The organism is Luteococcus sp. Sow4_B9, from assembly GCF_052116585.1.
In the GTDB taxonomy this organism is placed as follows: Bacteria; Actinomycetota; Actinomycetes; order Propionibacteriales; family Propionibacteriaceae; genus Luteococcus.
This window is the reverse complement of record NZ_JBQKKT010000029.1, coordinates 1-24,911: the sequence shown is the minus strand read 5'-3', so window position 1 is coordinate 24,911 and position 24,911 is coordinate 1. Positions and strand designations below refer to the sequence as shown.

At 67.8% G+C, this 24,911-nt stretch carries 17 protein-coding genes; 2 read left to right on the top strand and 15 right to left on the bottom strand.

Going from position 1 to position 24,911, the window contains the following annotated elements:
* Positions 1-298 precede the first annotated feature (298 nt).
* The 11 genes from ACTQ49_RS13445 to ACTQ49_RS13395 all read right to left on the bottom strand — a co-directional run bounded on the left by ACTQ49_RS13445 (position 299) and on the right by ACTQ49_RS13395 (position 17,773).
* Positions 299-1,465 carry a dihydroorotate dehydrogenase-like protein gene (locus tag ACTQ49_RS13445; protein WP_441828347.1) on the bottom strand — a complete coding sequence of 389 codons (1,167 nt, stop codon included), beginning with the start codon at positions 1,463-1,465 and terminating at the stop codon, positions 299-301.
* 1 nt (position 1,466) lies between these two features.
* Complete coding sequence (gene nifJ, locus ACTQ49_RS13440; RefSeq protein WP_441828354.1) at positions 1,467-5,105, bottom strand: pyruvate:ferredoxin (flavodoxin) oxidoreductase; 3,639 nt, start codon at positions 5,103-5,105, stop codon at positions 1,467-1,469.
* An 89-nt stretch (positions 5,106-5,194) separates the two neighbouring features.
* A complete protein-coding gene (locus ACTQ49_RS13435) occupies positions 5,195-6,883 on the bottom strand; it encodes an NAD(P)-binding protein (RefSeq protein ID WP_441828346.1) in 1,689 nt (562 codons plus the stop codon).
* 125 nt (positions 6,884-7,008) lie between these two features.
* Complete coding sequence (locus ACTQ49_RS13430; RefSeq protein WP_441828345.1) at positions 7,009-7,623, bottom strand: GNAT family N-acetyltransferase; 615 nt, start codon at positions 7,621-7,623, stop codon at positions 7,009-7,011.
* The gene (locus ACTQ49_RS13425) at positions 7,620-7,943 is read right to left on the bottom strand and encodes a thiamine-binding protein (protein ID WP_441828344.1); all 324 of its coding nucleotides are present in this window, start codon (positions 7,941-7,943) and stop codon (positions 7,620-7,622) included. Before ACTQ49_RS13425 ends, ACTQ49_RS13430 begins: the two co-directional genes overlap by 4 nt.
* A 69-nt stretch (positions 7,944-8,012) precedes the next feature.
* Positions 8,013-9,044 (bottom strand): NAD(P)-dependent alcohol dehydrogenase, encoded by a 1,032-nt coding sequence (locus tag ACTQ49_RS13420; protein WP_441828343.1) that lies wholly within the window; start codon positions 9,042-9,044, stop codon positions 8,013-8,015.
* 111 nt (positions 9,045-9,155) lie between these two features.
* Positions 9,156-11,534, bottom strand: a complete 2,379-nt coding sequence (locus ACTQ49_RS13415; protein WP_441828342.1) for a helix-turn-helix transcriptional regulator — start codon at positions 11,532-11,534, stop codon at positions 9,156-9,158.
* 288 nt (positions 11,535-11,822) lie between these two features.
* Complete coding sequence (gene cydC, locus ACTQ49_RS13410) at positions 11,823-13,418, bottom strand: thiol reductant ABC exporter subunit CydC (RefSeq protein ID WP_441828341.1); 1,596 nt, start codon at positions 13,416-13,418, stop codon at positions 11,823-11,825.
* Complete coding sequence (cydD, locus tag ACTQ49_RS13405; protein WP_441828353.1) at positions 13,415-15,088, bottom strand: thiol reductant ABC exporter subunit CydD; 1,674 nt, start codon at positions 15,086-15,088, stop codon at positions 13,415-13,417. Before cydD ends, cydC begins: the two co-directional genes overlap by 4 nt.
* Before the next feature lie 39 nt (positions 15,089-15,127).
* On the bottom strand, positions 15,128-16,225 hold the full coding sequence (cydB, locus tag ACTQ49_RS13400) for a cytochrome d ubiquinol oxidase subunit II (protein ID WP_441828340.1): 1,098 nt from the start codon (positions 16,223-16,225) through the stop codon (positions 15,128-15,130).
* A gap of 15 nt (positions 16,226-16,240) precedes the next feature.
* Entirely contained in the window at positions 16,241-17,773 is a 1,533-nt protein-coding gene (locus ACTQ49_RS13395) for a cytochrome ubiquinol oxidase subunit I (protein WP_441828339.1), read from the bottom strand.
* A 68-nt stretch (positions 17,774-17,841) separates the two neighbouring features.
* On the opposite strand from ACTQ49_RS13395, the gene ACTQ49_RS13390 reads away from it, so the two are divergent.
* Complete coding sequence (locus ACTQ49_RS13390) at positions 17,842-18,195, top strand: BlaI/MecI/CopY family transcriptional regulator (protein WP_441828338.1); 354 nt, start codon at positions 17,842-17,844, stop codon at positions 18,193-18,195.
* Positions 18,196-18,594: 399 nt separating this feature from the next.
* On the opposite strand, the gene ACTQ49_RS13385 is transcribed toward ACTQ49_RS13390, so the two are convergent.
* On the bottom strand, positions 18,595-19,119 hold the full coding sequence (locus tag ACTQ49_RS13385) for a flavin reductase family protein (protein WP_441828337.1): 525 nt from the start codon (positions 19,117-19,119) through the stop codon (positions 18,595-18,597).
* A 151-nt stretch (positions 19,120-19,270) separates the two neighbouring features.
* Between ACTQ49_RS13385 and ACTQ49_RS13380 the strand changes: the two genes are divergently transcribed.
* Positions 19,271-19,936 carry a glycoside hydrolase family 19 protein gene (locus tag ACTQ49_RS13380; protein ID WP_441828336.1) on the top strand — a complete coding sequence of 222 codons (666 nt, stop codon included), beginning with the start codon at positions 19,271-19,273 and terminating at the stop codon, positions 19,934-19,936.
* 258 nt (positions 19,937-20,194) lie between these two features.
* On the opposite strand, the gene ACTQ49_RS13375 is transcribed toward ACTQ49_RS13380, so the two are convergent.
* The 3 genes from ACTQ49_RS13375 to ACTQ49_RS13365 are packed head-to-tail and all read right to left on the bottom strand — an operon-like array spanning position 20,195 to position 24,669.
* Positions 20,195-22,270 (bottom strand): ABC transporter ATP-binding protein, encoded by a 2,076-nt coding sequence (locus ACTQ49_RS13375; protein ID WP_441828335.1) that lies wholly within the window; start codon positions 22,268-22,270, stop codon positions 20,195-20,197.
* Positions 22,267-24,000, bottom strand: a complete 1,734-nt coding sequence (locus ACTQ49_RS13370) for an ABC transporter ATP-binding protein (RefSeq protein ID WP_441828334.1) — start codon at positions 23,998-24,000, stop codon at positions 22,267-22,269. The genes ACTQ49_RS13375 and ACTQ49_RS13370 overlap by 4 nt, the downstream gene beginning before the upstream one ends.
* Before the next feature lie 51 nt (positions 24,001-24,051).
* Positions 24,052-24,669, bottom strand: a complete 618-nt coding sequence (locus ACTQ49_RS13365; protein WP_441828333.1) for a TetR/AcrR family transcriptional regulator — start codon at positions 24,667-24,669, stop codon at positions 24,052-24,054.
* Between the last annotated feature and the right edge of the window lie 242 nt (positions 24,670-24,911).

Sequence of the window (24,911 nt, the reverse complement as noted above, 5' to 3'; positions counted from 1 at the left end):
TGGAGATGCTGGCGGGGAACTCAACCTTGCGGCGCCTGCGGGTCCTCGAAATTGCTCGGGGGAGTGGCGAGAGCTCGCACCACGATTGGCCGGAAGCCGGTGTCCTCGGGGGCTGGGTTCCGGCCAATTGACGTGTCCACCCCTGTCGGCCCAGTCCTGCCGGCCCGCCCGGTCACGTCACCTGCCCAGTCACGTCACCTGCCCGGTCACGTCACCTGCCCGGTCACGTCACCTGCTCAGCACGGCGAACGGCCCCGCCACACGAGTGCAGCGAGGCCGTCCAGGGGTCCGGGGCGAGTCAGCGACCGTAGACCGCCTTCGCCTTCTCCAGCGCCGCGACATAACCAGCACGCTCGTACGCGTCGGCCTGCACGTCGGCCGGAACCGAGAGCAGGCCGCGAGCCTGGTCCAGCGTCATCTCCTTGCGAGCCAGCCAGGAGGCCAGCCCGTCATTGAGCGTCCGCGCGTACTGGGCGCCGTGGCGAACCAGCGCCGAGGTGGTCATCACCACATCTGCGCCGGCCAGCACGTACTTGACCACGTCGTCGGCCGTTTCGACACCCGTCGTGGCAGCCAGCGAGGCCTCCACCCGGCCCCGCAGAGCAGCGATCCAGGTGCGCGGCAGGCGCGCCTCCGACGGTTGCGACAGCTCCAACCCGGGAACCACCTCGAGCTTCTCGATGTCCACGTCCGGCTGCAGGAAGCGGTTGAACAGCACCAGGCCGTCGGCGCCAGCCCGGCCCAGCTCGACGGCCATGTGGCCGAAGGAGCTGAAATAGGGCGAGAGTTTCATGGCCACGGGCACGCTGACCGCGTCCTTGACGCTCTGCAGGATCTCCAGATGACGGGCTTCGATCTCCGCCCCGGAAACGGCCACCTCGCCCGGGACCAGGTAGACGTTCAGCTCGATCGCGGCCGCGCCGGCATCCTGCATCCGTCGGGCGACGTCCACCCACCCACCGTGCGTCGCGCCGTTCACCGACGCGATCAGGGGGATCTCCAGCGCCTTCGCCCCGGCCTCCAGCAGCTCCAGGTAGCGGTCGGTGATGCCGCCGGTGTTGGCAGCCTTGGTGGGGAAGTAGCTCATCGCCTCCGCGAAGCTCTCCTCGTGCAGCTCGGTCAGCGCCTCCATCCGGGCCGCCTCGTGGCGCAACTGCTCCTCGAACAGGGAGTACATCACCACCGCACCGACGCCACCTTCTTCCAGCGCCTTCATGCCGTCGACGGTCTGGGAGAGGGGGCCCGCCGAGGCCACCACCGGACTGGACAGCTCCAGACCGAGATAGCGGGTGGACAGGTCCACCCCGTGCTCGGTGGCAGGGTGGTCGGCTGGGGCGGCGGGGCTGCCCTGCTCCTGGATCGGGACGATGCCGGGGCGCAACTGATCGGTGGCATTGGAACCCGCCGCAGACTTTGCCGCGGCCGACGCCATGGCGGCCTTGAGGGCCTCGCTGATCTCGGCCATGTCAGACATCCTTTCGTGCATCCGCGGCGAACTCCTCCGCGGAGCGGGTCGCCATCCGTTCGTAGTCGAGCCACCGTCGTTCCACCTGCTCCTGGGCCAGCTGCAGCAGGCGTTCCGCCTCCACCGGATCGGCATTGGCGAGCATCTTGAAGCGCAACTCGTTGGAGTGGTACTCCTTCAGCGTCAGACGCGGACGCGGCGAGTCCAGCAGGAAGGGGTTGCCACCCTGCTCGCGCACCACCGGGTTGTAGCGCATCAGGGGCCAGTGCCCGGAGTTCACCGCCTTGTACTGCTGGTCCAGGCCCTTGCGCATGTCGATGCCGTGGGCGATGCAGTGGCTGTAGGCGATGATCAGGCTCGGGCCGTCATAGGCCTCCGCCTCACGGAAGGCCTTCAACGTCTGCTGGGGATCGGCACCCATCGCCACGCGCGCGACGTACACATTGCCGTAGGCGATGGCCTGCATGGCCATGTCCTTCTTGTTGGTCACCTTGCCGCCGGAGGCGAACTTGGCGACGGCACCCATCGGCGTCGACTTGGAGCTCTGTCCACCGGTGTTGGAGTAGACCTCCGTGTCCAGCACCAGGACATTGACGTCGCGGCCCGTGGCCAGCACGTGGTCCACACCGCCGGAGCCGATGTCATAGGCCCAGCCGTCGCCTCCGACGATCCACACCGAGCGGCGCAGCAGGTGGTCGCTGACGCTCCTCAGATCGGCCACCAGGGGACCGTCCATCGTGGCCAGCTTCTGGTTCAGCCGTTCCAGGCGTTCGGCCTGCACCGCCAGATCACTCTCCAGCTTCTGCGGTGCATCGAGCAGGCCGTCGATCAGCTCATCGTCGCCGATCTCCGCCCGCAGCTCCTCCAGGCGGGTGCGGGCCAGATTGGTCTGCAGATCGGCCGCCAGCCGCAGCCCCAGACCGAACTCGGCATTGTCCTCGAACAGCGAGTTGGACCAGGCCGGTCCGCGACCCTTCGCATTCTTGGCCCACGGCGTGGTGGGCAGGTTGCCGCCATAGATCGACGAGCAGCCAGTGGCATTGGCGACGCTCGTACGGTCACCGAAGAGCTGGGTGAGCAGCTTCAGGTAGGGCGTCTCGCCACAGCCCGAGCAGGCACCCGAGAACTCGAAGAGCGGCTCCAGGAACTGCGTTCCGCGGACGGTGCCGAAGTCGACCCGCGAGCGGTCGTTCATCGGGATCGTCTCGAAGAAGTCCACATTCTTCTTCTGCTCGGTCCGGTCCAACACCGTTTCCAGATTGATTGCCTTGCGCTGCGGCTGGCCGATCGGGTTCACCGGGCAGGCCTCGACGCACAGGCCGCAGCCGGTGCAGTCCTCCGCGTAGACCTGCAGGGTGTACTGCGTGTCCGGTAGGCCGGCCGCGGCCAGCTCGACGGACTCGAAGCCTTCGGGCTTTCCCTCCAGCTCGCCCGGTGCGTAGTACTTGGCGCGCAGCACGGCGTGGGGGCAGACGAAGGAGCAGTTGCCGCACTGGATGCAGGCCTCCGGATCCCACACGGCGATCAGGTCCGAGATGTTGCGCTTCTCGTACTTGGTGGTGCCCGACGGGTAGGAGCCGTCGACGGGCAGCGCCGAGACCGGCAGGTCGTCGCCGCGGCCGGCCAGCATCGGGGCCGTGACCTTCTGCACGAACTTGGGGGCGAAGTCCGGAACCGGCGCCAGCAGGCCGTGCTCGGAGGTGACCCGGCCGGGCACCTGCAGCTGGTGCAGGTGCTCGACGGAGGCGTCCACCGCCTTGTGGTTCTTGGCGACGATCTCCATCGACTTCTTGGAGTAGGTGCGAGTGATGGCCACCTTGATCTTGCGGATCGCCTCGTCGCGGGGGAGCACGCCGGAGATCGCGAAGAAGCCGGTCTGCAGGACGGTGTTCGTGCGGCCACCCAGCCCGGCGGAGCGGGCGACGGCATTGGCGTCGACGACGTGCACGTCGATCTCCAGCTCGATGATGCGCTGCTGCATCGGCTCGGGCAGCCGGTCCCAGACCTCCTCAACCGGGTAGGGCGAGTTGATCAACAAGGTGGTGCCCTTGCGGGCGAACTCCAGTACGTCGACGCGCTCCAGGATGGACCAGTGATGGCAGCCGATGAAGCCGGCCTTGCTCACCAGATAGGGCGCCTTGATCGGGTTGGGGCCGAAGCGCAGGTGGCTGACCGTGCGGGAACCCGACTTCTTGGAGTCGTAGACGAAATAGCCCTGGGCAAAGGTTTCCGGATCGGAGCCCAGGATCTTGATGGTGTTCTTGTTGGCGCCGACGGTACCGTCGGAGCCCAGACCGTAGAAGACCGCGCGCAGCGTCGCCGGGTCCTCGATGTCCAGATCCGCGTCATAGGGCAGGCTCAGGTGCGTCACGTCGTCATTGATGCCGACGGTGAACCGGGGCCGCGGGTGCTCCTGCGAGAGCTCGTCGAAGATGGCGGCCACCATGCCGGGCGTGAACTCCTTGGAGGAGATGCCGTAGCGGCCACCGATCACCAACGGCATACCCGTGCGCTCGCCGCGGCTCAGGGACTCGCCCAGGGCGGTGACGACGTCCTGGAAGAGCGGCTCGCCATTGGCGCCGGGCTCCTTGGTGCGGTCCAGCACGGCGATCCGCTGGGTGCTGGCCGGGATGGCCGCCAGCAGCTGCTGGGTGGGCAGCGGGCGGTACAGGCGCACCTGCACCATGCCCACCTTGCGCCCCTGGCGGTTCAGGTAGTCGACGGTCTGGCCGACCGTCTCCGCGCCGGAACCCATCACCACCACCACCTGCTCCGCCTCGGGATCGCCGTGGTACTCCACCAGGTTGTACTCACGCCCGGTGAGCTGGCCGAAGCGGTGCATCACCTCCTGCACCACCGACGGGGCCCACACGTAGAAGGGGTTGGCCGTCTCGCGCGACTGGAAATGGGTGTCCGGGTTCTGGGCCGTGCCGCGGATGAAGGGATTGGCGGGGCTCAGCGCGCGGGCTCGGTGCTCCTGCACCAACTTCTCCGGCACCATCGCCTTCAGCACGTCATCGCTGAGCCGCTCCAGCGTGTTCAGCTCATGGCTGGTGCGGAAGCCGTCGAAGAAGTGCACGAAGGGCAGCCGGGTGTGCATGGTGGCCACCTGGCTGATCAGCGCCATGTCGTGCGCCTCCTGGACGCTGGCGGAGCTCAGCATCGCGACGCCGGTCTGGCGCACCGCCATCACGTCCTGGTGGTCACCGAAGATGCTCAGACCCTGCGTGGCGAGCGAACGTGCGGCGACGTGGAAGACGGTGCTGGTCAGCTCGCCGGCGATCTTGTACATGTTCGGGATCATCAGCAGCAGGCCCTGGCTGGCGGTGAAGGTGGTGCACATGGCACCGCCCTGCAGCGCGCCGTGCATGGCGCCGGCGGCGCCGGCCTCGGACTGCATCTCGATGACGGTGGGCACCTGACCGAAGATGTTGGTGCGGCCGTGGCTGGCCCACTCGTCGGCCAGTTCGGCCATCGTCGAGCTGGGGGTGATCGGGTAGATGCTGCACAGCTCGTTGAGGCGGTAGGCGACGTCGACCGCGGCCTCGTTGCCGTCGACGATCAGGCGCTCACCGGGCTCGATCGGGGTGGCGTCGTGGCCACCCGGCTGGCCATAGGGCGCGGTGACGCTCTCCGGCATCGGCGGGACGAAGGCCCCATAGGTGCCCGAGCGCTGGTCACGCACCGGCTCCTGGGGGAAGAGCTTGTAGGACTTCTGCTTCTCGGACATCAGTTCTCCGGGATCATTTCGATGGCGTGGACGGGGCACTGGTCATAGCACGTGGCGCAGCCCGTGCACTTCTCGTAGTCGAAGCGGTAGCGGTGGCCCTTGCCGAGCTTGATCACCGCATCCTCCGGGCAAGCGCCCAGACAGCCGTCGCACTCGAAGCAGTTGCCGCAGCTCAGGCAGCGCTTGGCTTCGAAGCCCGCCTGCTCGGCATCCAGGCCGCCCACCACCTCGTCGAAGGTGACGCGCTCGTCAACGGCCAGCTCAGGCTGCTCCCGGCGGGTGTGACCGTCGCCGAAGTACCACAGGTGCAGGTCCTCGAAGCCGACGACAGGGTGCTTGACCTTGTTCTGCGGGGTGGCATTGTTCAGCCACACGTCGATCTGCTTGGCGGCCTTCTTGCCGTGGCCCACGCCCACCGTGACGGTGCGCTCGCTGGGCACGGCGTCGCCACCGGCGAAGATGCCGGGCACGTCGGTCATCAGGGTCGCGGGATCGACGTTGACCACGTCGTCGTTGAAGCTCATACCGGGGATGCCCTGCAGGAATCGGGTGTCGGCCTCCTGGCCGATCGCCAGGATCACCGTGTCCGCCTCCAGCTTCTCGAAGCGACCGGTGCCGCGGGCCTTGCCGTTCTCGTCGAGCTCCATGATCTCGACGGTCAGGTCTGCCTCGTCCATCGAGCTGATGGTGCGCAGCCAGTTCATCTTCACGCCCTCGCGCTCGGCCTCCTCGGCCTCCTCCGCGTGGGCGGGCATCTGGTCAGCGGTGCGGCGGTAGACGATCACGGACTCCTCGGCGCCCAGACGGCGGGCGACGCGGGCAGCGTCCATGGCCGTGTTGCCGGCGCCGTAGACGGCCACCTTGCGGCCGATCTCGGGACGCTCGCCACTGGCGACGTCACGCAGGAAGCTCACGGCATCGACCATCCGGCCGGCGTCCTGGTTGGGGATGTCCACGCGCTTGGACAGGTGGGCACCCACGGCGACGAAGACGGCGTCGAAGCCGCCCTCCGCCTGCTCCTTCTCCAGGTCCTCGACGACGTGGTTGTTCGTGATGGTCACGCCCATCTGCACCAGGCGGTCCACCTCCGCGTCCAGCACATTGCGGGGCAGCCGGTACTCCGGGATGCCGTAGCGCATCATGCCGCCGGGCAGCTCGGCCGAGTCGCGGATCTCCACGGCGTGGCCCAGGCGGGTGAGGTGGTAGGCGGCGCTCAGGCCGGAGGGGCCCGCGCCGATCACCAGCACCCGTCGGCCGGTGCTGTTGCGGGGCTTCTCGAACTGCCAGCCATTGCGGATGCCCTCGTCGCCCAGGAAACGTTCGACGGAGTGGATGCTGACCGAACCGTCCAGCTCCTTGCGATTGCAGACCGCCTCGCAGGGGTGGTAGCAGACGCGGCCGTGGATGGCGGGGAAGGGATTGTCACGGGTGAGCTGGCGCCACGCGGCTTCGGTCTGGCCGTTCTTGATCAGCCGCAGCCACTCCTGGATGTTCTCGCCCGCGGGGCAGCCAGCATTGCACGGCGGCAGCATGTCCAGGTAGACGGGCATTCGGGTGCGGACCGGACCCACCCGGCCCGAGCCGCTGGACAGGTCCGGCAGCTGGGTGATGTCACCACGCCCAGCGGGGGCGACGGGGATCTGGGCTCCCGTGGCCACGTCACGCTGGTTGGGTACTGGCTGGCTCATGCTGAATCCCTCCACGTCGGACGCGACGCGCGGCGTCCACTACCAGCGATAGTAGTCAGCGTCGCACATCCGACCGCGCCGGGGTGCCGGTGGTGAAACGGTGTGCGAGAGGTCTGGTCGGCCGGTCAGCCCTGTGGCGGCCGCCACATCCGGAACATCGGCCGGTCGAACCAGCTGGGACCACAGCTCACTTCCAGCCCGTCCGGGCTGAATCCATTGCGACGGTAGAAGGCCTCGGCCCGGGGATTGTTGCGCAGGATCCACAGCCAGGCGGCTCTGCCGCCGCCCGCGGGATCCGCCAGGGCAGTGTCCAGCAGCAGCTGGCCGAGACCCCGCCCGTGCTGTGAGGCGCGGGTGTAGAGGTGGTCCAGGTTCCACTCCACCAGGGGCTCCGGATTGGAGTAGTGCTCGCGCTCCCAGGGGGCGATGCCCGCGCCGGAGGCCACCACGCCCACCACCTCGCCCGCCAGGTCACCACGGGTGGCAGTGGCCAGCCAGTGGGTGCGAATCGGGGTGCGGCCGTGGGCCATGGCGTCGCGCATCTCCGTCAGCTCGCCGAGCAGCTCGTCGTGCTCCCGGCGGAAGTGGTCACGGCGCTCCTGTGCGAAGGCCGGCGGCATGATCTGCGCGTAGGTTTCCGCCAGGCACTCGATGTGGCACTGCACCATGAAGGGGGCGTCGGCCGGGGTGGCCAAGCGCACCTCGAAGGGCTGATCCTGGGTGGACACTGCCGGGATCACTCGCCATTCTCCAGCGCCGCCTCCAGGCGGTCCAGCTTGCCGGTGAGCTCACCCGTGCGGCCCGGGCGGATGTCCGCCTTCAACACCAGGGAGACCCGGCTGCCGTACTGGCCAACCGCCTCGGTGGCCCGTCGGACCACGTCCATGCACTCGTCCCACTCGCCTTCGATGGTGGTGAACATGGAGTCGGTGCGGTTGGGGAGTCCGGACTCGCGGACGATGCGTACCGCGGCGGCCACGGCATCGTGGACCGACGCATCGGGATTCTCGCGGCCCCGGGGGCCGACGCCGGATGGGGCAACACTGAAGGCAACGAGCATGCACCGAGTCTAGGTGGGCGGGGCCGGGTGGGGAGGCGTCCGTGGCGCCGCCCCACCGCGGCTGCGCCATCAGGGCACGACGACCGCGCGTCCGTCGATCTTGCGCTCGTGGAGCATCCGATAGGCCATGGGGGCCAGATCCAGCGGGAAGGGCGTGGTGCGGATCTCCAACGGCTGTCGATGGGCCATCTGTACCAGCTCCATCAGCTCCAGGCGGGAACCCCACAGCGAGTTCGAAACCGACATCTCCCAGGGGGTGATGCCGAAGCCCACCTTGGCGTGGCCATTGCCTGCGCCGATGAAGACGACGGCCGACTGCATGCCGCCACAGGCGATGGCCAGTTCCGGCGTCGGGCCACCGGCGACGAAGTCGAGCACCAGGTCCGCGCCGTGCCCCTGCGTGAGCTCCTTCACCTTCTCCGCAGCGGCCTTCTCAGAAACCAGTGCGTGGTGTGCGCCCACCTCCTTGGCAAAGGCCAGCTTGGGGCCGGGCAGGTCCAGGGCGATCACCTGGGCGTCGGACATGCGGCGCAGCAACTGGATGGCGACATGCCCCAGGCCGCCAGCGCCGATCACGACGGCGGTGGATCCGGCGCGCAGCCGGTGCAGATTGCGCTTGATGGCGGCATACGGGGTCAGGCCGGCGTCATTCAACGGAGCCATCTTGATCGGGTCCAGGTCTCCGATCGGGACAATGTGCATGACGCTGTCCACCGGGATGTACTCGGCCATGCCTCCCGGGGCGCCGAAACCCGGGGAGATCATGCCACGGCGACAGTGGTTCTCGTTGCCTCGGGCGCACATGTCGCACACGCCGCAGCCCCAGCATCCATAGACCAGGACATTGTCACCCACCTCGACACCGGTGGTCCCAGCCCCGAGCTCCACGACGCGGCCTGCCGTCTCGTGGCCCAGGGTCATGGGCAGGTCATAGCCATAGGTGGCGAAGGTCTTCTCGTCGAGCGACATCACGAACTCGTCGGAATGGCACAGGCCGGAGGCGGTGACCTCCAGCACCATTCCGCCTGGTGGTGCCTTGGGGTCCTCCACCTCGACGACCTCGGGTGCGGAGCCGATTTTGCGGTACTGGACAGCCTTCATGACTTCCCCTTTTCCCCACGTCCTTGTGGGTCGAGTACTTTGGGCGAGTCTACGACGTCGTGTAGTTGTTTTCCACGGTTCGTGCCGAAGCAAAGCAGGTGTTCAGCTGGATCAGCCGCGCAGACCCATCACCTGGGCGCGGTCGATGGCCTCCTCGCGATTGGCGACGCCCAGCTTCTTGTAGATCCGTCGCAAGTGCGTCTTGAGGGTATTGAGGGAGATGAACAGCTCCTCTGCGGTCTCGCTCAGGGTCTTGCCGGAATCAAGCTGGGCCAGGACATGGCGCTCGGCCTCGGTCAGGGGCACGTCCCGACGGCTGGCGACGGCCACCCTTGTGTGCAGGGCATTGGGGGTGTTCAGACCGAGTCGATCGGCCAGCACCCCGGCCCGCTGGAAGGCACGCAGCGCCTCGTCCGCCCGATTCAGGTTGTCTGCCGCCACCCCGAAGATCATGAGCATGTACAGGGTGTGCTTGGCGTGCTCGAACGGCGGACCATCGGTTTCCACCAAGGGCGCCAGGAGCGCATGGGCAGTGCGCGAGTCGCCCCGGGCCAGGGCCAACCGCGCTTCCAGCACCACCTCACCGGTGGCCTCGGGCGGAAGATGGAGCTCTTGGATCCGCTCGAACTCCTCCGTCGCCACGTCGACGTCGTTCTGAGCGATCGCCGCGTCAAAGGCCGCCAGGCTGACCAGCAGCCGATGCGTGACGGTCGACGAGGTCCGGGGCTGGTCTCGATAGGCCTCCACCAGGCGACGAGCGGCCGACGAGTTGCCGTTGTTCACCTCGAAGAGGGCCTGCACATAGGTGCGGATGGCGTCATTCTCCGTCAGTCGGTCTCGGCGCCGGGCGATCTGCCCCAGCCACTGGCCAGCTGCCTCCATGTCGCCCGTGTCGATGGCGGTCACGGCACGGGCCAGCAGGGCGAACTCGTCCAGCGCGTCGGTGTCGAAGACGGTCTCGGCGCAGGCGGTGACGGCATCCTCCGCCAGGCGGACGGCGCTCGCGACGTCGCCTCGCTCGGCCGTCAGGAAGGCCAAGGTGGACAGCGTGGTGACCGTCGCCCAGGGGACATTCATGACGCGGGCCAGTCCGAGCCCAGCCAGCAGTGTCTCCTCCGCCCGGGCCGGATGGCCGTGGTGGAGCAGCCACAGGCCGTGCTCGGTGTGCATGGCACTGAGCAGTGCCTTGTCCAGCTCGTGCACCTGGTCTGGATCCACCCCCGTCGCCATCTGCAGGGCCGGGGTCAGGTCCAGGTCCTTCGGATAGCCCAGGCTTCGGGCCATCGAGAGCACCAACGCGGAATAGCCGAAGCGCGCGGTGTCATTCTCCGGGCTTTCCAGCCTCATGTGCAGCGCATCGATCTGGGCCAGCATCGCCTGGGGCGTACCCAGTCCGCGGGCCACATGCAGGCAGATGTCCCGATCCCAGCCGGGAGGCAAAATCTCAGAGAAGTGGGACAGGCACTCGCGCAATTCCGGCCGATGGGTGGCGGAGGTCAGGTACTCCCCGGCCAGCATCCAGGCCAGCCCCGGCTGTGCCGACGTCATGGCCAACTCGATGGCCTCGAACTGGCGGTTGCGATTGCGCAGCCACAGTGCCGCGCGCTCGTTGAGTCGCGCCCAGATCTCCGGCGAATGCTTGGCCATCTGCCGGCCCAGAAAGCCCCGCAGCACCGGGTTCAACCGGATCGTGTTGGCGTCATCCCAACTGATCGGGACTCCGTGGGCCTGCAGGCGGCTCAGCTGCGCTGCGGCGTCGCCCCGGCCAGTCATCCACGCCGCCGCCAGCGGGTCCAGGGTGGTCAGGGGAGACAACTCCTGGAGCATCTCGACGTCATCTGGCGAGAGGTCGCGCAGCACCTCGTCCTCCACATAGCTGTCCGCCAGCCGGGTGACCTTGGCCGTGTGCGACCAGCTGATGGGTTCGTGGCTCAGCATCCGGGCGATGGCGGGCCACCCCTGGATGTAGTCCATGACCTTCTCCAGCACCCCGGGAGCCAGGTCCGTGTTGGCGTGCTGCAGGAGCTCGGCCACTTCGGCATTGGTGTAGGCGAGGGCATCACCGTCGACGTCGACGAGCAGGGCTCGGGCGGCGAGTGAGCCCAGCGGTGCGTCGGGGCGTGTCCGCCCCACGAAGACCACACGGACCGACGGCTCCCGCTCCGCGAGGTCCAGGAGTTGGGTGACGAAGTCGTGATCCTGGACGAGCTTTCGCGAGCTCACCACCAAGACGCTTTTGCGCTTTGCGGGATGCTCGAGCGATCTCTCGGCGGCGGCCAGGTCCGAAGGCTCCTCGAGCCAGTGCACGTCGAGTTCCGGATGGTGGTTCAGCCAGGTCTGGACCAGCGCGAGCTTGCCGTGTCCAGCGGGGCCGGAGACCACCGCCACCCGGCCGCGCAGCAGTCGGTCCAGCACAACCAGAAGTCGGGTGGGGACCCCGAGTGCATTCGGATCTGCAGGGCAGGGAGCCAGCAGGCTTGCATCGCTCATCTGCAGTCCCCGATCTGTCGAGATGTGGTTGCGCTCTGCGCACGAGTTGTGGTTGCGCCGTGCGCACGAGATGTGGTTGCGCTGTGCGCTCGCGCGGGGGACGCGTTGCGCATCCCTGCATCGATCAGGTTATCCGCCAACGCTGTTCGTGTCACCCGTCGGATCACCCTGAAGGGCGGTAATCCTCACCCTTCCCGTGGCTGGAAGGGAATCCTCACCCTTCCCTTGGCTGGAAGGGAATCCTTGGCAGGGGATTCATGCGCAGCAGCTGCGAGCACTGCTGGCGGGTCACATGCGCAGCAGCTGCGAGCACTGCTGGCGCAGCACCGGGTCGTGCGTCACCACCACCGCAGGTGAATCGCCCACTGCCTCCCACAGATCCGCCATCAGTGCATCCGCCGTCTCCCGGTCAAGGTGCTCGGTGGGCTCGTCCAACAGGAAGACCTGACCGACGCCGTCGGCCTGGCCCACCAGGACCCGGGCCAGCGCCAACCGACGAATCTCCCCGCCGCTGAGCGTCGCACCCTGTTCACCCACCCTGCGCCCCGGGTCGAGCGGCAGCCCGGCCCGACGCAGGGCCTCGGCCACCTCATCGTCCGAGGCATCCTTGTTCCCGATCCGGACATTCTCGGCCAGCGTGGTGGCAAAGACGTGCGCGTCCTGAGCGAGGTAGCAGATCTGGCCCCGGCTGGTGATGGTGCCGGCACGGGGCGGGATCAGTCCCATCACTGTGGCAGCCAGAGTGGTCTTGCCGGAGCCCGACGGTCCGACGACGGCCAGCCGGTCACCTGACCCAATCCGGAAGGACAGTCCTTCGGTCAGGATCTCCCCACCGGGCCAGCCAATCGCCACGGAGTCCAGCTCCAGACCGGGATGATCAGTGGATTTGGCCTCCGGCCGATCACCCTGACCGACGACCTCCTCGTCGAGCAGCGCCGCCACCCGGGAGATCGAGGTGCGCGCCCGGGTGTGGGTCTGTGCGGCCTGGGTGAAGGTGGACAGCACCTCGTGCAAGGCCAGGGGAGTGAGCACCAGCACCGCCAGGTTGCGGCCCAACAGTTCCCCGTCGGCCACCGCCTGACCGCCGATCCAGAGCGCGGAGAGCACCGCCAGAGCGCTGGCCAGCACCTGGCCCGCGGTCCCGAGGCCCCGGGTCCAGGCCGCCCGGCGGTCCGCCGCCTCCAGCTGTTCCTGCAGCACCTCCTGGCGGGCCAGGGCCCGGTCCTGCAGGCCATAGGCCACCAGGTCCACGGCGCCGTGCGAGACCTCGTCGAGCACCTGGGCCAGTTCCGCCCGCGCGGTGACCGCCCGCTCGTCGGCCCGTCGGCTCAGAGACTGACTGGCCCAGGGCAGCAGCACACCGGCCAACAGGGCGGTGCCCAGCAGCACCACCGCCGCTGCCGGGCTGAAGAAGGCCATGGCCACCGACGTCGCGAACATCACCAGCGAGGCGGAACACAGCGGAATGGCCACACGCACCACCAGGTCCTGGATGGCCTCCACATCGGCAATCACCCGGGTGAGCAGATCGCCGCGGCTGCGCCCCAGCAGGGTGGTGCGGCTCAGGTGGTCATAGGCGCGCAGCCGCAGCGCCCCCTGCATGCGCAGCGCCAGGTCATGGCCCACCAGCCGTTCGCCGTAGCGGGAGACGCCCCGCAGGATGCCGAAGAAGCGCACGCCGACGGCGGCCACCTCCAGGTACAACACGGGCGGGTGCTCTGCCGCGCGGCTCAACAACCACGCGGAGACGGCCATCAGAGCCACGGAGGCAGCCGACGTGGTGGCGGCCAAGAGGGTGGAACGCACCATCCGTCGGCGGCCCTGCGGCACGCTGCGCAGCAGGTCGCGGACCAGGCGGACGGTGGGATCGGCGGGCCTGCTCACCGGGCCACCCCCTGCCGTGCGTGACCGGCCTCGACGGTGACCACCCGGTCCGCCATCGCCAGGACGGCCGGGCGGTGGCTGACCACCAGCGCCCCCGCTCCACTGCTGCGGACCGCCCGCAGCACGGCGGCCTCGGCGTCCGCGTCCAGCCCGGCGGTGGGTTCGTCCATCACCAACAGCGAAGCCCCGTCGTGCCGGATGCGCAGGAGAGCCCGGGCGATGGCCACCCGACGCAGTTCCCCGGCCGACAGTCCCTCCGCGTCGTCACCCACCGGCCGTTCCAGCTCCAGCAGCTGGCCCCCGGCCAGGTCCAGCACCGCGCGCAGCTCCTCTTCACGCACCGCAGTGGCGCTGCCCATCGCGATGTTCGCAGCGATCGTGGCCTCCGGCATCGACGGTTCCTGCCCCACCCAGGCGACGCGCCGACGCCAGGCCGGGAGGTCCTGCGCAATGTCCTCCCCGTCCACGAGCACACGGCCCTCGTCGGGGTGCAGGAAGCCCATCAGCACGGCCAGCAGGGTCGACTTGCCCCCACCTGAGGGGCCCTGGATCGCGACGACCTCGCCGGGGGTGAGCTGCAGGTCCAGCTGGTCCAGCACGGGCTCCGCGGCTCCTGGCCAGGTGTGGCTCAGGCCCTCGATCTGCACGGTCGGACGGACACCACGGACCGCGGGCTGCGCAGGCGTGGAGCCCCGATGGGCCGCGAGGGTGCTGCCGTCCGCTGCGGGCGCCTCGGCCGCGTCAACTCCCGCTCCCTCGATCCAGGACAGGGCCTGGTCAGCAGCAGCCATCCCGTCGGCCGCGTCGTGGTAGTGCGTCCCCACCTGGCGCAGCGGCAGATAGGCCTCGGGCGCCAACACCAGGATGAACAGGGCAGGCTGCAGCTCCATGTGGCCGAAGACCACGCGGAAGCCCACCGTCACCGCCACCACGGCGACGCTGAGGGTCGAGACCAGCTCCAGGGCGAAAGAGCTCAGGAAGCTCACCCTGAGCGTCCGCATCGTCTCGTCGCGATGGCGGGCCTCCGTGAGCCGCAGCCCCTCGCGCTGGCCCCGGGCCCGGCCGAAGACCTGCAGGGTGGCCAGGCCGGTCACCAGATCTGCGAAGTGGTTCGCCAACCGCGTCTGCACCTTCCAGCGTCGTTCCACCTGCTTCTGGGTGGTCCAACCGATCAGCACCATGAAGACCGGGATCAAGGGCAGCGTGAGTCCGATGATCAAGGCGCTGGCCACGTCCTGGGTGAGCACGACCCCCACCACGGTGATCGGCACGATCACCGCCAGCACGAGTTGGGGAAGGTACTTGGAGTAGTAGCCGTCCAGCGCGTCGAGGCCCTGCGTGGCGAGCGTCACCAGCGTGGACGAGGACATCGACGGATCCTGTGGGTGTGCCAGACGTGCGCGCACCAGGTCACGTCGTAGACCGGCCTTCACCGCGGCCGACGCGTGGTGGGCGAGCGTGCTGTTCAGCCACGCCAGTGCCGCACGCAGCGTGAAGATGGCCGCGAGCACCCCGATCCAGCCAGCCAGGCCAACGGTGGTGTGGGTGGCGAAGACGTGGGAGAGAGCCGTGGCCAGGTAGCGCGCCTGCAGGCAGATGGCGACGGCCTGCACCACACCCACCACGGCAAGGGCGACCAGGAAGGTCCTGGTCGCCCTGCCACGCCGCATGAGGCGACGATCGATGGGTCCCGCCATGCCGGCGTCTCGTCAACCGACCTGCGGCGCAGCGCGTCGCGGGGTGGACGGGTGGCTGGTGACGGGCAGGTTCTTCGTGCTCAGACGCTTGCGGAAGACCCAGTAGCTCCACGCCTGGTAGCCCAGCACCACCGGTACGGCGGCCGCCGCGGCGATGGTCATGATCTTCAGCGTGTAGGGCGAGCTGGCCGCCGTCGTCATGTCCAGCGGATTTGCCGGATCCAGACTGACGAAGCCCAGGTTGCCGTACATCTTGGCAAAGATGTCCACCACCAGGAATGCGATGGCCAGACCGGTGGCCACGAAGGCCCAGCCGTCGCGATCCTTCTTCACCATGACGGTGGAGACCAGCAGGGCGATCACGGCCAACAGGCCCGACGCCCAGCACAGCACCAGCGCTGCGCGGCCCAACCAGGAGCTCTCGTCGGCGGGCCAGGCTACGTTCTGCCAGACCACGAAGACGGCCATCAGGGCGGCGGTGACCAGCGTCGACTTCAGGGCGAAACGGTTGGCCTTGGTGCGGATCGCGCCCTTGGTCTTGAGTGCGATGAAGACGGCGCCGTGGCTCAGGAAGAGCGCCACGAACAGCACGCCGCCCAGCAGCGCGAAGGGATTGAACAGGCTCCAGAAGCCCTGCGCCACCAGCACGTCGGAGCCCACCCTGATGCCCTTGACGAAGTTGGCGAAGCCGACGCCGAAGACCAGCGCGGGCAGGAAGGAACCGATGGTGGCGCACCAGTCGAGCGTGCGCTTCCACTCGGTGCTCTCACGCTTGGCGCGGTACTCGAAGGCGATGCCCCGGATGATCAGGCCCACCAGAACCAGGAAGAGCGGCAGGTAGAGGCCGCTGAACAGCGTCGCGTACCAGCCGGGGAAGGCGGCGAACATGGCGCCGCCCGCGGTGAGCAGCCACACCTCGTTGCCGTCCCAGACCGGACCGATGGTGTTGATCATCACGCGACGCTCGTCCTCGTCCCTGCCCAGGACCGGGAAGAGCATGGCGACGCCGTAGTCGAAGCCCTCCAGGAAGAAGTAGCCGAGCCAGAGCACGGCCGAGAGCCAGAACCAGACGATCTGGAGCGTGGTCGGATCAGCATGCAGGGGAGTCAACGCAGGTCACCTTCCTCAGTACGCGAAGGACAAGGGGGCATCCTCGTCCTCCACGATCTCGACGGGTTCCACCTCGGGCAGACCTGCCCGGTTCCACTTGAGGATCAGCCCCACCTCGACGACGGCGAGCGCTCCGTAGATCAGGGTGAACAGCAGCATCGTCGCCAGTGCCTCGCCGGCGCTGACCGACGGGGAGACTGCCGTCCAGGTGGGCATCACACCCGCGACGATCCACGGCTGGCGACCCATCTCGGTGAAGATCCAGCCGAAGGAGTTGGCGAAGACCGGCAGCAGGGGCAGGGCCACCATGGCGCTCATCCACAGCCTGCTCGGCATTGGGTTGCGGCCCTTGCGCAGCACCCACAGGATCCACGCCGCGATGCCCATGCCGGCGAAGCCCAGGCCCATCATGATCCGGAAGGTCCAGTAGGCGGCGATCACATTGGGCATCGCGTTCACGGGAACCGTCTTCAGCACCTCGGCGTACTGCTTCTGCAGTTCGGTCTGGCTGCCGTCGTCGCGCAGGAAGCCCTGTTCGTCGTACTGCTCGACGAGATCATTGATGCCCTGCACCTGCGAGTCGAAGTTGCCGTGGGCCAGGAAACTGAGCAGCTTGGGCACCTTGAGGCTCCAGACCTCTTCCGTGCCGTCGAGGGAGCCGATCGTCACCACGGAGAAGTCCGGGCTGTCGCTGGTGTGGTAGTGCGCCTCGGCCGCCGCCATCTTCATGGGCTGCACCTCGGTCATCACCTTGCCCTGGATGTCACCGGAACCCATGACGAAGATCGAGGCAACCAGCAGCACCCAGGCGCCGAACTTGGCCGACCAGCGCCAAGTGGTGATGTCGCGCTCCACGTGCTCAGCCTTCACGGAAGTGCCGGTGTAGCGAAGGTCCTGGCCCTCGGGCGTCTCCTTGCGGGCCTTGTTGAGCCGCGCCAGGTGCCAGCCGGACAGGCCAGCCACCAGTCCACCGCCCACCATGTAGGCGGCGCTGAGCTGGTGCGGGAAGGTTGCCAGGAAGACGGGGTTGGTGAGCAGGGCGCCGAAGTCGGTCAGCTCTGCCCGACCATTGCGGAAGACCGCGCCGACGGGATTCTGCATCCAGCTGTTGGCGGCCAGGATGAAGACCGCGCTCAGCATGGTGCCGATGGCGGTGAGGTAGATGGTCATCAGGTGCAGCTTCTTGGGCAGGCGATCCCAGCCGAAGATCCACAGGCCGATGAAGGTTGACTCCAGGAAGAAGGCCAGCAGGGCCTCCAGCGCCAGCGGGGCGCCGAAGACGTCGCCGACGAATCGGGAGTACTCGCTCCAGTTCATGCCGAACTGGAACTCCTGCACGATGCCGGTGACCACACCGGCGGCGATGTTGATCAAGAACAGCTTTCCGAAGAACTTGGTGAGCCTCAGGAAGTTGTCATTTCCCGTCTTGTACCAAATGGTCTGGAGTACCGCGACGAGCATCGACAGTGAAATCGTCAGCGGGACGAAGAGGAAGTGGTAGACGGTCGTGATCCCGAATTGCCATCGGGCAATGATTTGAGCGTCCATGAGGCGGACGCTACTACCAAAGGTCGTGGGTATCCATTCCTGTGCTGTCTGGCAGATACCATGTGCGCATGGCGATTCTGGGCGAGCTCGAACTGCGGATCATGGAGAACCTTTGGGAGCAAGGGAATCCCGTCTCCGTGCGGTCAGTGCATGAGGGTTTGCTGAATGAGCGGACGCTGGCCTACACCACCGTCATGACGGTGCTCGACCGGTTGGCCAAGAAGGGCGTGGTGAGCCGCGAACGCGATGGCCGTGCCTGGCTCTACCAGGCCGCCCAGACGCGGTCTGACCTTGTCGTGGGCCAAATCGTCGACGCCTATGCGGAGGCGGGGGACTCGCGCTCCGAGGTGTTGGAGCGGCTCGTGGCCATGATGGACGACGGGCAGCGCGCAGCGGTGCGCGCGGCGCTGGACGGGCGCTGAGCGTCGAGCTCGAGGGGCGTCGTCGGCCGGGCCCGCTCCGGCGCTGACGGCTCGCGCGGCGGGCCGAAGGTGCTCGAACCCGGCGGCTGGCACGTGCGCGGGGCCGGGGCTGCGGCCGCGTCCGGTGTGGTGATGGGTCCAGTCATCGACTGTGATTTCCTGTGGGGTTGGGATCCGGGCTGGTGGGCCGTTATTTCTGCTGGTCGGGAGATTTCTCCTGATGTGAATCGATGTGGTTTTTCGTGGGGCTCCACGTGGAATTTTCGACGTCCGGAAAATTTCACGCCCATGCAGTTTGTCCTTGCTGGTTCACGTCTTTTTGTCGGGGTCCGTCATTTGACTTTTCTCACAAATTGGGGGATTTTCTCTTGCCTGCAAAGCTTCCTTTGGTGTGGTAGGTCACTTGGAGATGTTTCGGTAGCGGCCCCTGATGTGATGCAGCGGGCTCTCGTCCTCGCCTGCCGTGGCGTGGTCAACGGTGAACACCAGCTGGCGTGACCAGCCCAGATCATCGGCGCTCTCCAGGGTGAGCTCCGCCCAGTTCTGGCTGTCGGACAGTCGTGGTCCTGCCGCGGTCTGTGTCCAGGTGGCCAGGGTGAAGGGGCCTCCCGGGGCCGGGGCGCGGCCCGCGAAGGCGTCGGCCAGGTACTGCTGCCCGTCGTCGAGGAAGTGCACGACGGCTCGTCCGGTCTCCTCGACGCGGTCCGTGAAGTCGGCGTCGGGATCGGCCAGCGCCAGGGTGCGCCATTGTGGGCCGTCGACGACGAGCAGGGAGCTGACGGTCAGTCCGGCCCGGCGTCGACCCTCACCCGTGGTGAGCAGGGTCACCCGTCCGCCCAGGCGCCCCCGGAGCTGGCGGGCAGCCTCTCGATCGGGGTCCATGAAGGGATGCTCGGCGTGGATGGTCATGCGGTCTCCCGTCATACTGAGAATTGTCTGAGTTTCGCTCTCAGGGCTTGCTCATGCAATGCTTGGTTCTCTTGATGTGAAGAATTACTGGTGCCTCATGGGGCGTGTTCGGTCTCCGGTCGCGAACCATTGCACCATCCCCCGCCCCACCCGGAGAGATTCCACCATGACCACCACCCCCACCCGCCCGCTGCGCGTCGCCGGAGCCGCCGCTGCCGCCTTCCTCGTCGCAGGGCTGAGCCTGCCCATTGCTCCCACTGCCGCTGCCGCCCCGTCGCCCGCTGCCTCCGCTGGCCCGGCCGACGTCACCCACGCCCAGCTGCAGCAGATGTTCGGCAAGCGCGTCGCCACCCATTCCCGAGTGGCCGCCAACCTGCCGCGGCTGAACAGGGAGATGCGGCAAGCGGGCATCACGACGCCCGAGCGTCAGGCCGCCTTCCTGGCGACACTGGTGAATGAGAGCCGGCTGGATCCGGCCGCCAATGAGGTGGGCGTGCGCAGCCGCTACAAGGGTCGCGGCTACATCCAGCTGACCGGAGCCTGGAACTATGGCGCGGCCGGCAAGGCGATCGGAGTGAACCTGAAGGGCAATCCGGCAGCCGCAGCCAAGCCGCAGCACTCGGCCGCCATCGCCACCTGGTACTGGACCAAGGCCCGCCCCAAGACCAATGCCGCCGCCGACAATTTCGACATGGGCCGCGTGAGTCGCTACGTCGGGTATGCCGCCAGCTCGCGCGAGGACCGCGAGCGCTGCAATGACTTCAAGCGGGCCTACACCGTGCTCAGTGGTGGCAAGCAGGTTCCCGTGAAGACCCGCTGCTACCGCCACTGAGGTGAGCGCTGCGCGCGCCTGGTGACACGCCGCGCGCCTGGTGACACGCCGCGCAGGGCGCCGCTGGCTGCATCCTCCCCGTCTCCCCGTGCGTTCGCGTGGGTTTGGTGCGTTCGCGTGTGGTGTACCCGTCGCGGATGCATGAATCCCACGCGTCGCGGGGTCGGGGTGGCCAGATCCCACGCGGGGTGGTGAAACCCACGCGAGGCGGGGCAGGGGGCTCCCGCTGCCCCCCACACACCCCGCCATCGGCGACGGTCAGGCTGCGTCCACTGGCGCGGCGAACTGCGCCTGGTAGAGCTCGTGGTAGTGCCCCTTGGCCTCCAACAGCTCGTGGTGGTTGCCCTGCTCCACGATTGCCCCGTCCTCCATCACCAGGATCAGGTCGGCATCGCGGATGGTGCTCAGGCGATGCGCGATCACGAAGCTGGTCCGGTCGGTCCGCAGCGCCGTCATGGCCTGCTGCACCAGCACCTCCGTGCGGGTGTCCACGGAGCTGGTCGCCTCGTCGAGGATCAGCATCGACGGGTCGCTCAGGAAGGCCCGGGCAATCGTGATCAGCTGCTTCTCGCCGGCCGACACATTGGACCCCTCCTCGTCGATCACCGTGTCATAACCGTCTGGCAGCGAGTGGACGAAGCGGTCCACATAGGCGGCGGTGGCGGCGGCGACGATCTCCTCCTCGGTGGCTCCGGGCCGCCCATAGGCGATGTTCTCTCGGATGGTGCCGCCGAACAGCCAGGTGTCCTGCAGCACCATGCCCATGCGGTCACGCAGCTCGCGTCGCGGCACGGTGGAGATGTCCACCCCGTCCAGGGTGATCCGCCCGCCCTGCAGCTCGTAGAAGCGCATCAACAGGTTCACCAGTGTGGTCTTGCCCGCACCGGTCGGCCCGACGATGGCCACGGTCTGGCCCGGTTCGGCCACCAGGTCCAGCCCGTCGATCAACGGACGGTCCGGCAGGTAGCGGAAGCTCACGTCGTCAAAGACCACGCGTCCACGCAGCGGCGACGGGAGACTGCCCGTGGCCTCGGCAGACTGCTCCGGGGCGTCGAGCACCTGGAAGACCCGCTCAGCCGACGCGACGCCGGACTGCAGCAGATTGCTCATGCTGGCCACCTGCGTCACCGGCTGGGTGAACATCCGCGAGTACTGGATGAAGGCCGTCACATCGCCCAGTCGCATCGATCCCGACGCCACCTTCAGGCCGCCCAGCACGGCGATGGCCACATAGTTCAGGTTCCCGACGAAGAACATGACCGGCATGATGATGCCGCTGATGAACTGGGCGCCGAAGGTGCTGCGGAACAGGCCGTCATTGTGCCGGGCGAAGACCTCCTCCACCTCGCGCTGGCGGCCAAAGGTCTTGACCAATGCGTGCCCCGAGTAGGCCTCCTCGATGTGGCCGTTGAGCTCACCGGTGGACTTCCACATCTGCGCGAACAACTTCTGCGAGCGCTTCCCGATGATGCCGGCCAGCACCCCCGAGACGGGGATGATCAACAGGGTCACCAGAGCCAGCTGCCAGCTCACCCAGAACATCATCACCAGCACGCCAATGAGTGTCAGCAGGGCGTTCAGCAACTGGGAGAGGGTCTGCTGCAGGGTCTGCGACACATTGTCGATGTCATTGGTGACCCGGCTCAGCAGCTCGCCGCGGGGCTGCTTGTCGAAGTAGCTCAGCGGCAGCCGGTCCAGCTTGGCGCTGACCTCCTGGCGCATCCGGTAGATGGAGCGCTGCACGACGCCGTTCAGCAGCCACCCCTGCAGGAAACCCAGCAGGGAGGCGCCGATGTACAGCCCCAGCGCCAGCAGCAGGATGCGGCCCAGACGGTCGTAGTCGATGCCCTGGCCAATGACCACTCCCATGGTCTGCACCATGTCCGCCATGTCACCCTGGCCGGCGGCGCGCATCCGCTCCACGACGACTGCCAGCGGAGTCCCGGCCGGCACCTGGGCGCCGAGTGTCTTGCCGAGCACACCGGCGAAGATCACGTCGGTGGCCCGGCCCAGGATCTTGGGCCCCACCACGTTCGCGAGCACTCCAATGGCGGCCATCACCACCACGCCTGCGATCAGGGCGCGTTCCGGACGCAGGTGCCCCAGCAGGCGTCGCAGGGAGACCCCGAAGTTCACCGGCTTCTCCACCGTGGCGCCCATCCCCATCGGGCCGTGGCCGCGCGGGCCGTTGCCATGCTTGGGACGTTCTGGTGCGGTCTGGTTCTCGACGGCTGCTGCGGCGGCCTGGTCGGCATTGAGGGTCCCCTCGACAGGCTGGGGGAGCGAAGGGCCGTTGGCAGGGCCTGTCGAGGTCATGTCCTTCTCGGCGCTCATGCGGCCTCCTCGGCGCTCAGCTGGGAGTCGACGATCTCCTGGTAGGTGGGGCAGTTGGCGAGCAGCTCGTCATGGGTGCCGCGTCCGACGATCCGGCCATCCTCCAGCACCAGGATCTGGTGGGCGTCGCGGATGGTGGAGACCCGCTGCGCCACGATCAGCACCGCGGCCCCGGTGGTCTCACTGCCCAGGGCGGCGCGCAGGCGGGCGTCGGTGGCCACGTCCAGGGCGCTGAAGGAGTCGTCGAAGACATAGATCGAGGGCTTCTTCACCAGTGCGCGGGCGATGGACAGGCGCTGGCGCTGGCCACCGGAGACATTCGTGCCACCCTGGCTGATCTCCGCGTCCAGCTGGCCGTCCATGCGTCGCACGAAGTCGGCCGCCTGGGCGGTCTCCAGGGCTGCCCACAGCTCCTCGTCGGTGGCGTCGGGCTTGCCGTAGCGCAGGTTGGAGGCGACGGTGCCGCTGAACAGGTAGGGCTTCTGCGGCACCAGGCCGATCCGGGCCCACAATGTGTCGGGGTCGATCTCCCGAACGTCGGTGCCGTCCACCAGCACCCGTCCGCCCGTCGCGTCGAACAGGCGAGGGATCAGGTTCACCAGCGTCGACTTGCCCGAACCCGTCGAGCCGATGATGGCCGTGGTCTGGCCGGGGGTGAGCTCGAAGGTGATGTCGGAGAGCACCGGCACCTCGGCGCCGGGATAGGTGAACTCGACGTGGTCCATCGTCAGGATCCCGCGGCCCGCCAGCTCGGTGACGCCCCGGGCGGGCGGCACGACGGTGCTCTCGGTGTTGAGCACCTCCATGATGCGAGTGGCACAGACCGCGGCGCGGGGGACGAAGAAGAGCATCATCGTCGCCATCATCACGCTCATCAGGATCTGCATCAGGTAGGTGAGGAAGGCCGTCAGCTGGCCCACCTGGATCTGGCCGTCCATGATCCGGTGCCCGCCGAACCACATCACGCCCACCGAGCCCAGATTCATGATGAGCATCACGAAGGGGAACATGGACGACATGTAGCGGCCGAGCATCGTCGCGGTGTGCGTCAGGTCTGCATTGGCGCGCTCGAAACGGGCAGCCTCGTGGGGTTCCCGGACGAAGGCCCGCACGACGCGGATGCCGGTGATCTGCTCACGCAGCACCCGGTTCATGGTGTCGATGCGGGTCTGCTGCTGCCCGAACAGCGGGGTGACCCGCCAGATGATGAACAGGACCCCGATGGCCAGGGCGGCGACCGCGGTGGCGATCAGCCAGCTCATGCCGGGATCCTCGCGCACGGCCATGATCACGCCGCCCACCATGGTGATGGGGGCGCTGATCATCATCACGCAGGTCATCAGCACCAGCTGCTGCACCTGCTGCACGTCGTTCGTGGTGCGGGTCAGCAGGCTCGGCGCACCGAAGTGGTTGAGTTCGCGGGAGCTGAAGCCCATGACGCGGTGGAAGATGGCGCCGCGGACGTCGCGTCCGAACTCCATCGCGGCGCGCGCGCCGAACCAGACGGCACCCACCTGGGAGAGCACCTGCACCAGGCTGACGCCCAGCATCCAGCTGCCGTGCTTCCAGATGAAGCTGGTGTCGCCGGTGGCGACGCCCTCGTCGATGATGCGGGCATTGAGATTGGGCAGGTACAGCGACGCGGCGGTGGCCACCAGCTGCAGCAGCAGGACCAGGGCCAGCAGGCCCCAGTAGGGCCGGATGTAGCGGTTGATGAGTTTGACGAGCACGGTCTTCCTAGGGGTGCTGGGTGCTTCGGGAACGAGTGTCTCGGGCCGGCTTCATGGCCGGTGTGCGATGCCGCGCAGGACGAGCGTCGCGATCCGATGGGGGTCGGTCACCTGGGGGGTGTGGATCTGTGGATGGGCGGTGGCGAAGGCCATCGAGTGCAGGAGGGATGCGGCCTCCGTCGGGCTGCACGTGAGTTGATGGGCGTCGGGCTCCAGGAGGCGGACCAGGGCCGCCTCGAGCAGCTGTGGGTGGTTGGCGGAGCACGGGTGGTCGCCCTCGTCGTGGGCGGACGAGTGGTGCTGGTGGTGCGCTGGGTGCTCACCGGGTGGAAGCTGCGCCAGTGCTGCGAAGACGGCGGAGATCTGACGGATCGTGTCCTGCATGAGCGCCAGAGCCTTGCCGCAGCGAGTTTCCAGCGAGTCCTGGGTCGGGATCTCGTCGAGATTCTGGCACAGCTCGGTGGGATCCATCAGCGACTCCACGACGGCAGCGAGCAGGTCCTGTTTGGTGGCGAAGACACGGAAGAGGGTGCCCTCGGCAATTCCTGCTGCCTCGGCCACCTGTCGCGTGGTGAGGGCCGCTCCGTGTTCGAGGAGAATCGGCCGCGCTGCCTGGATGATCTCGGCACGACGTTGGTCGGGCGGCAGGGCGGGGGCGCGGGGGGTCACGTCGGACCATGGTAGTGAGTGAGTGCTCACTCACTCAAGTGGTTGTGGTTGAGGTGCGCGGGTTTCGAGGTCCTTGGGATTCGAGGTGCGGGGGAACCGGGTGCAGGAGTAGGACTGAGGTCATGGACCTTAGAGCTCGCGCGGATAGGACGGCGTATGGATCAGGGGCACCGGGCAGGACGAGAGTCCCACCGGTAGCGCTTCCAGGACTGCCGGACCAGGCGGCGGATGATGATGATCGC

Coding starts and splice junctions, on each gene's coding strand:
- ACTQ49_RS13435 (WP_441828346.1), bottom strand. CDS start 6,883: ATGAGCCAGCCAGTACCCAACCAGCGTGACGTGGCCACGGGAGCCCAG.
- ACTQ49_RS13375 (WP_441828335.1), bottom strand. CDS start 22,270: ATGAGCGCCGAGAAGGACATGACCTCGACAGGCCCTGCCAACGGCCCT.
- ACTQ49_RS13415 (WP_441828342.1), bottom strand. CDS start 11,534: ATGAGCGATGCAAGCCTGCTGGCTCCCTGCCCTGCAGATCCGAATGCA.
- ACTQ49_RS13395 (WP_441828339.1), bottom strand. CDS start 17,773: ATGGACGCTCAAATCATTGCCCGATGGCAATTCGGGATCACGACCGTC.
- ACTQ49_RS13425 (WP_441828344.1), bottom strand. CDS start 7,943: ATGCTCGTTGCCTTCAGTGTTGCCCCATCCGGCGTCGGCCCCCGGGGC.
- ACTQ49_RS13380 (WP_441828336.1), top strand. CDS start 19,271: ATGACCACCACCCCCACCCGCCCGCTGCGCGTCGCCGGAGCCGCCGCT.
- ACTQ49_RS13445 (WP_441828347.1), bottom strand. CDS start 1,465: ATGGCCGAGATCAGCGAGGCCCTCAAGGCCGCCATGGCGTCGGCCGCG.
- ACTQ49_RS13385 (WP_441828337.1), bottom strand. CDS start 19,119: ATGACGGGAGACCGCATGACCATCCACGCCGAGCATCCCTTCATGGAC.
- cydD (WP_441828353.1), bottom strand. CDS start 15,088: ATGCGGCGTGGCAGGGCGACCAGGACCTTCCTGGTCGCCCTTGCCGTG.
- ACTQ49_RS13420 (WP_441828343.1), bottom strand. CDS start 9,044: ATGAAGGCTGTCCAGTACCGCAAAATCGGCTCCGCACCCGAGGTCGTC.
- ACTQ49_RS13390 (WP_441828338.1), top strand. CDS start 17,842: ATGGCGATTCTGGGCGAGCTCGAACTGCGGATCATGGAGAACCTTTGG.
- nifJ (WP_441828354.1), bottom strand. CDS start 5,105: ATGCCGGAGAGCGTCACCGCGCCCTATGGCCAGCCGGGTGGCCACGAC.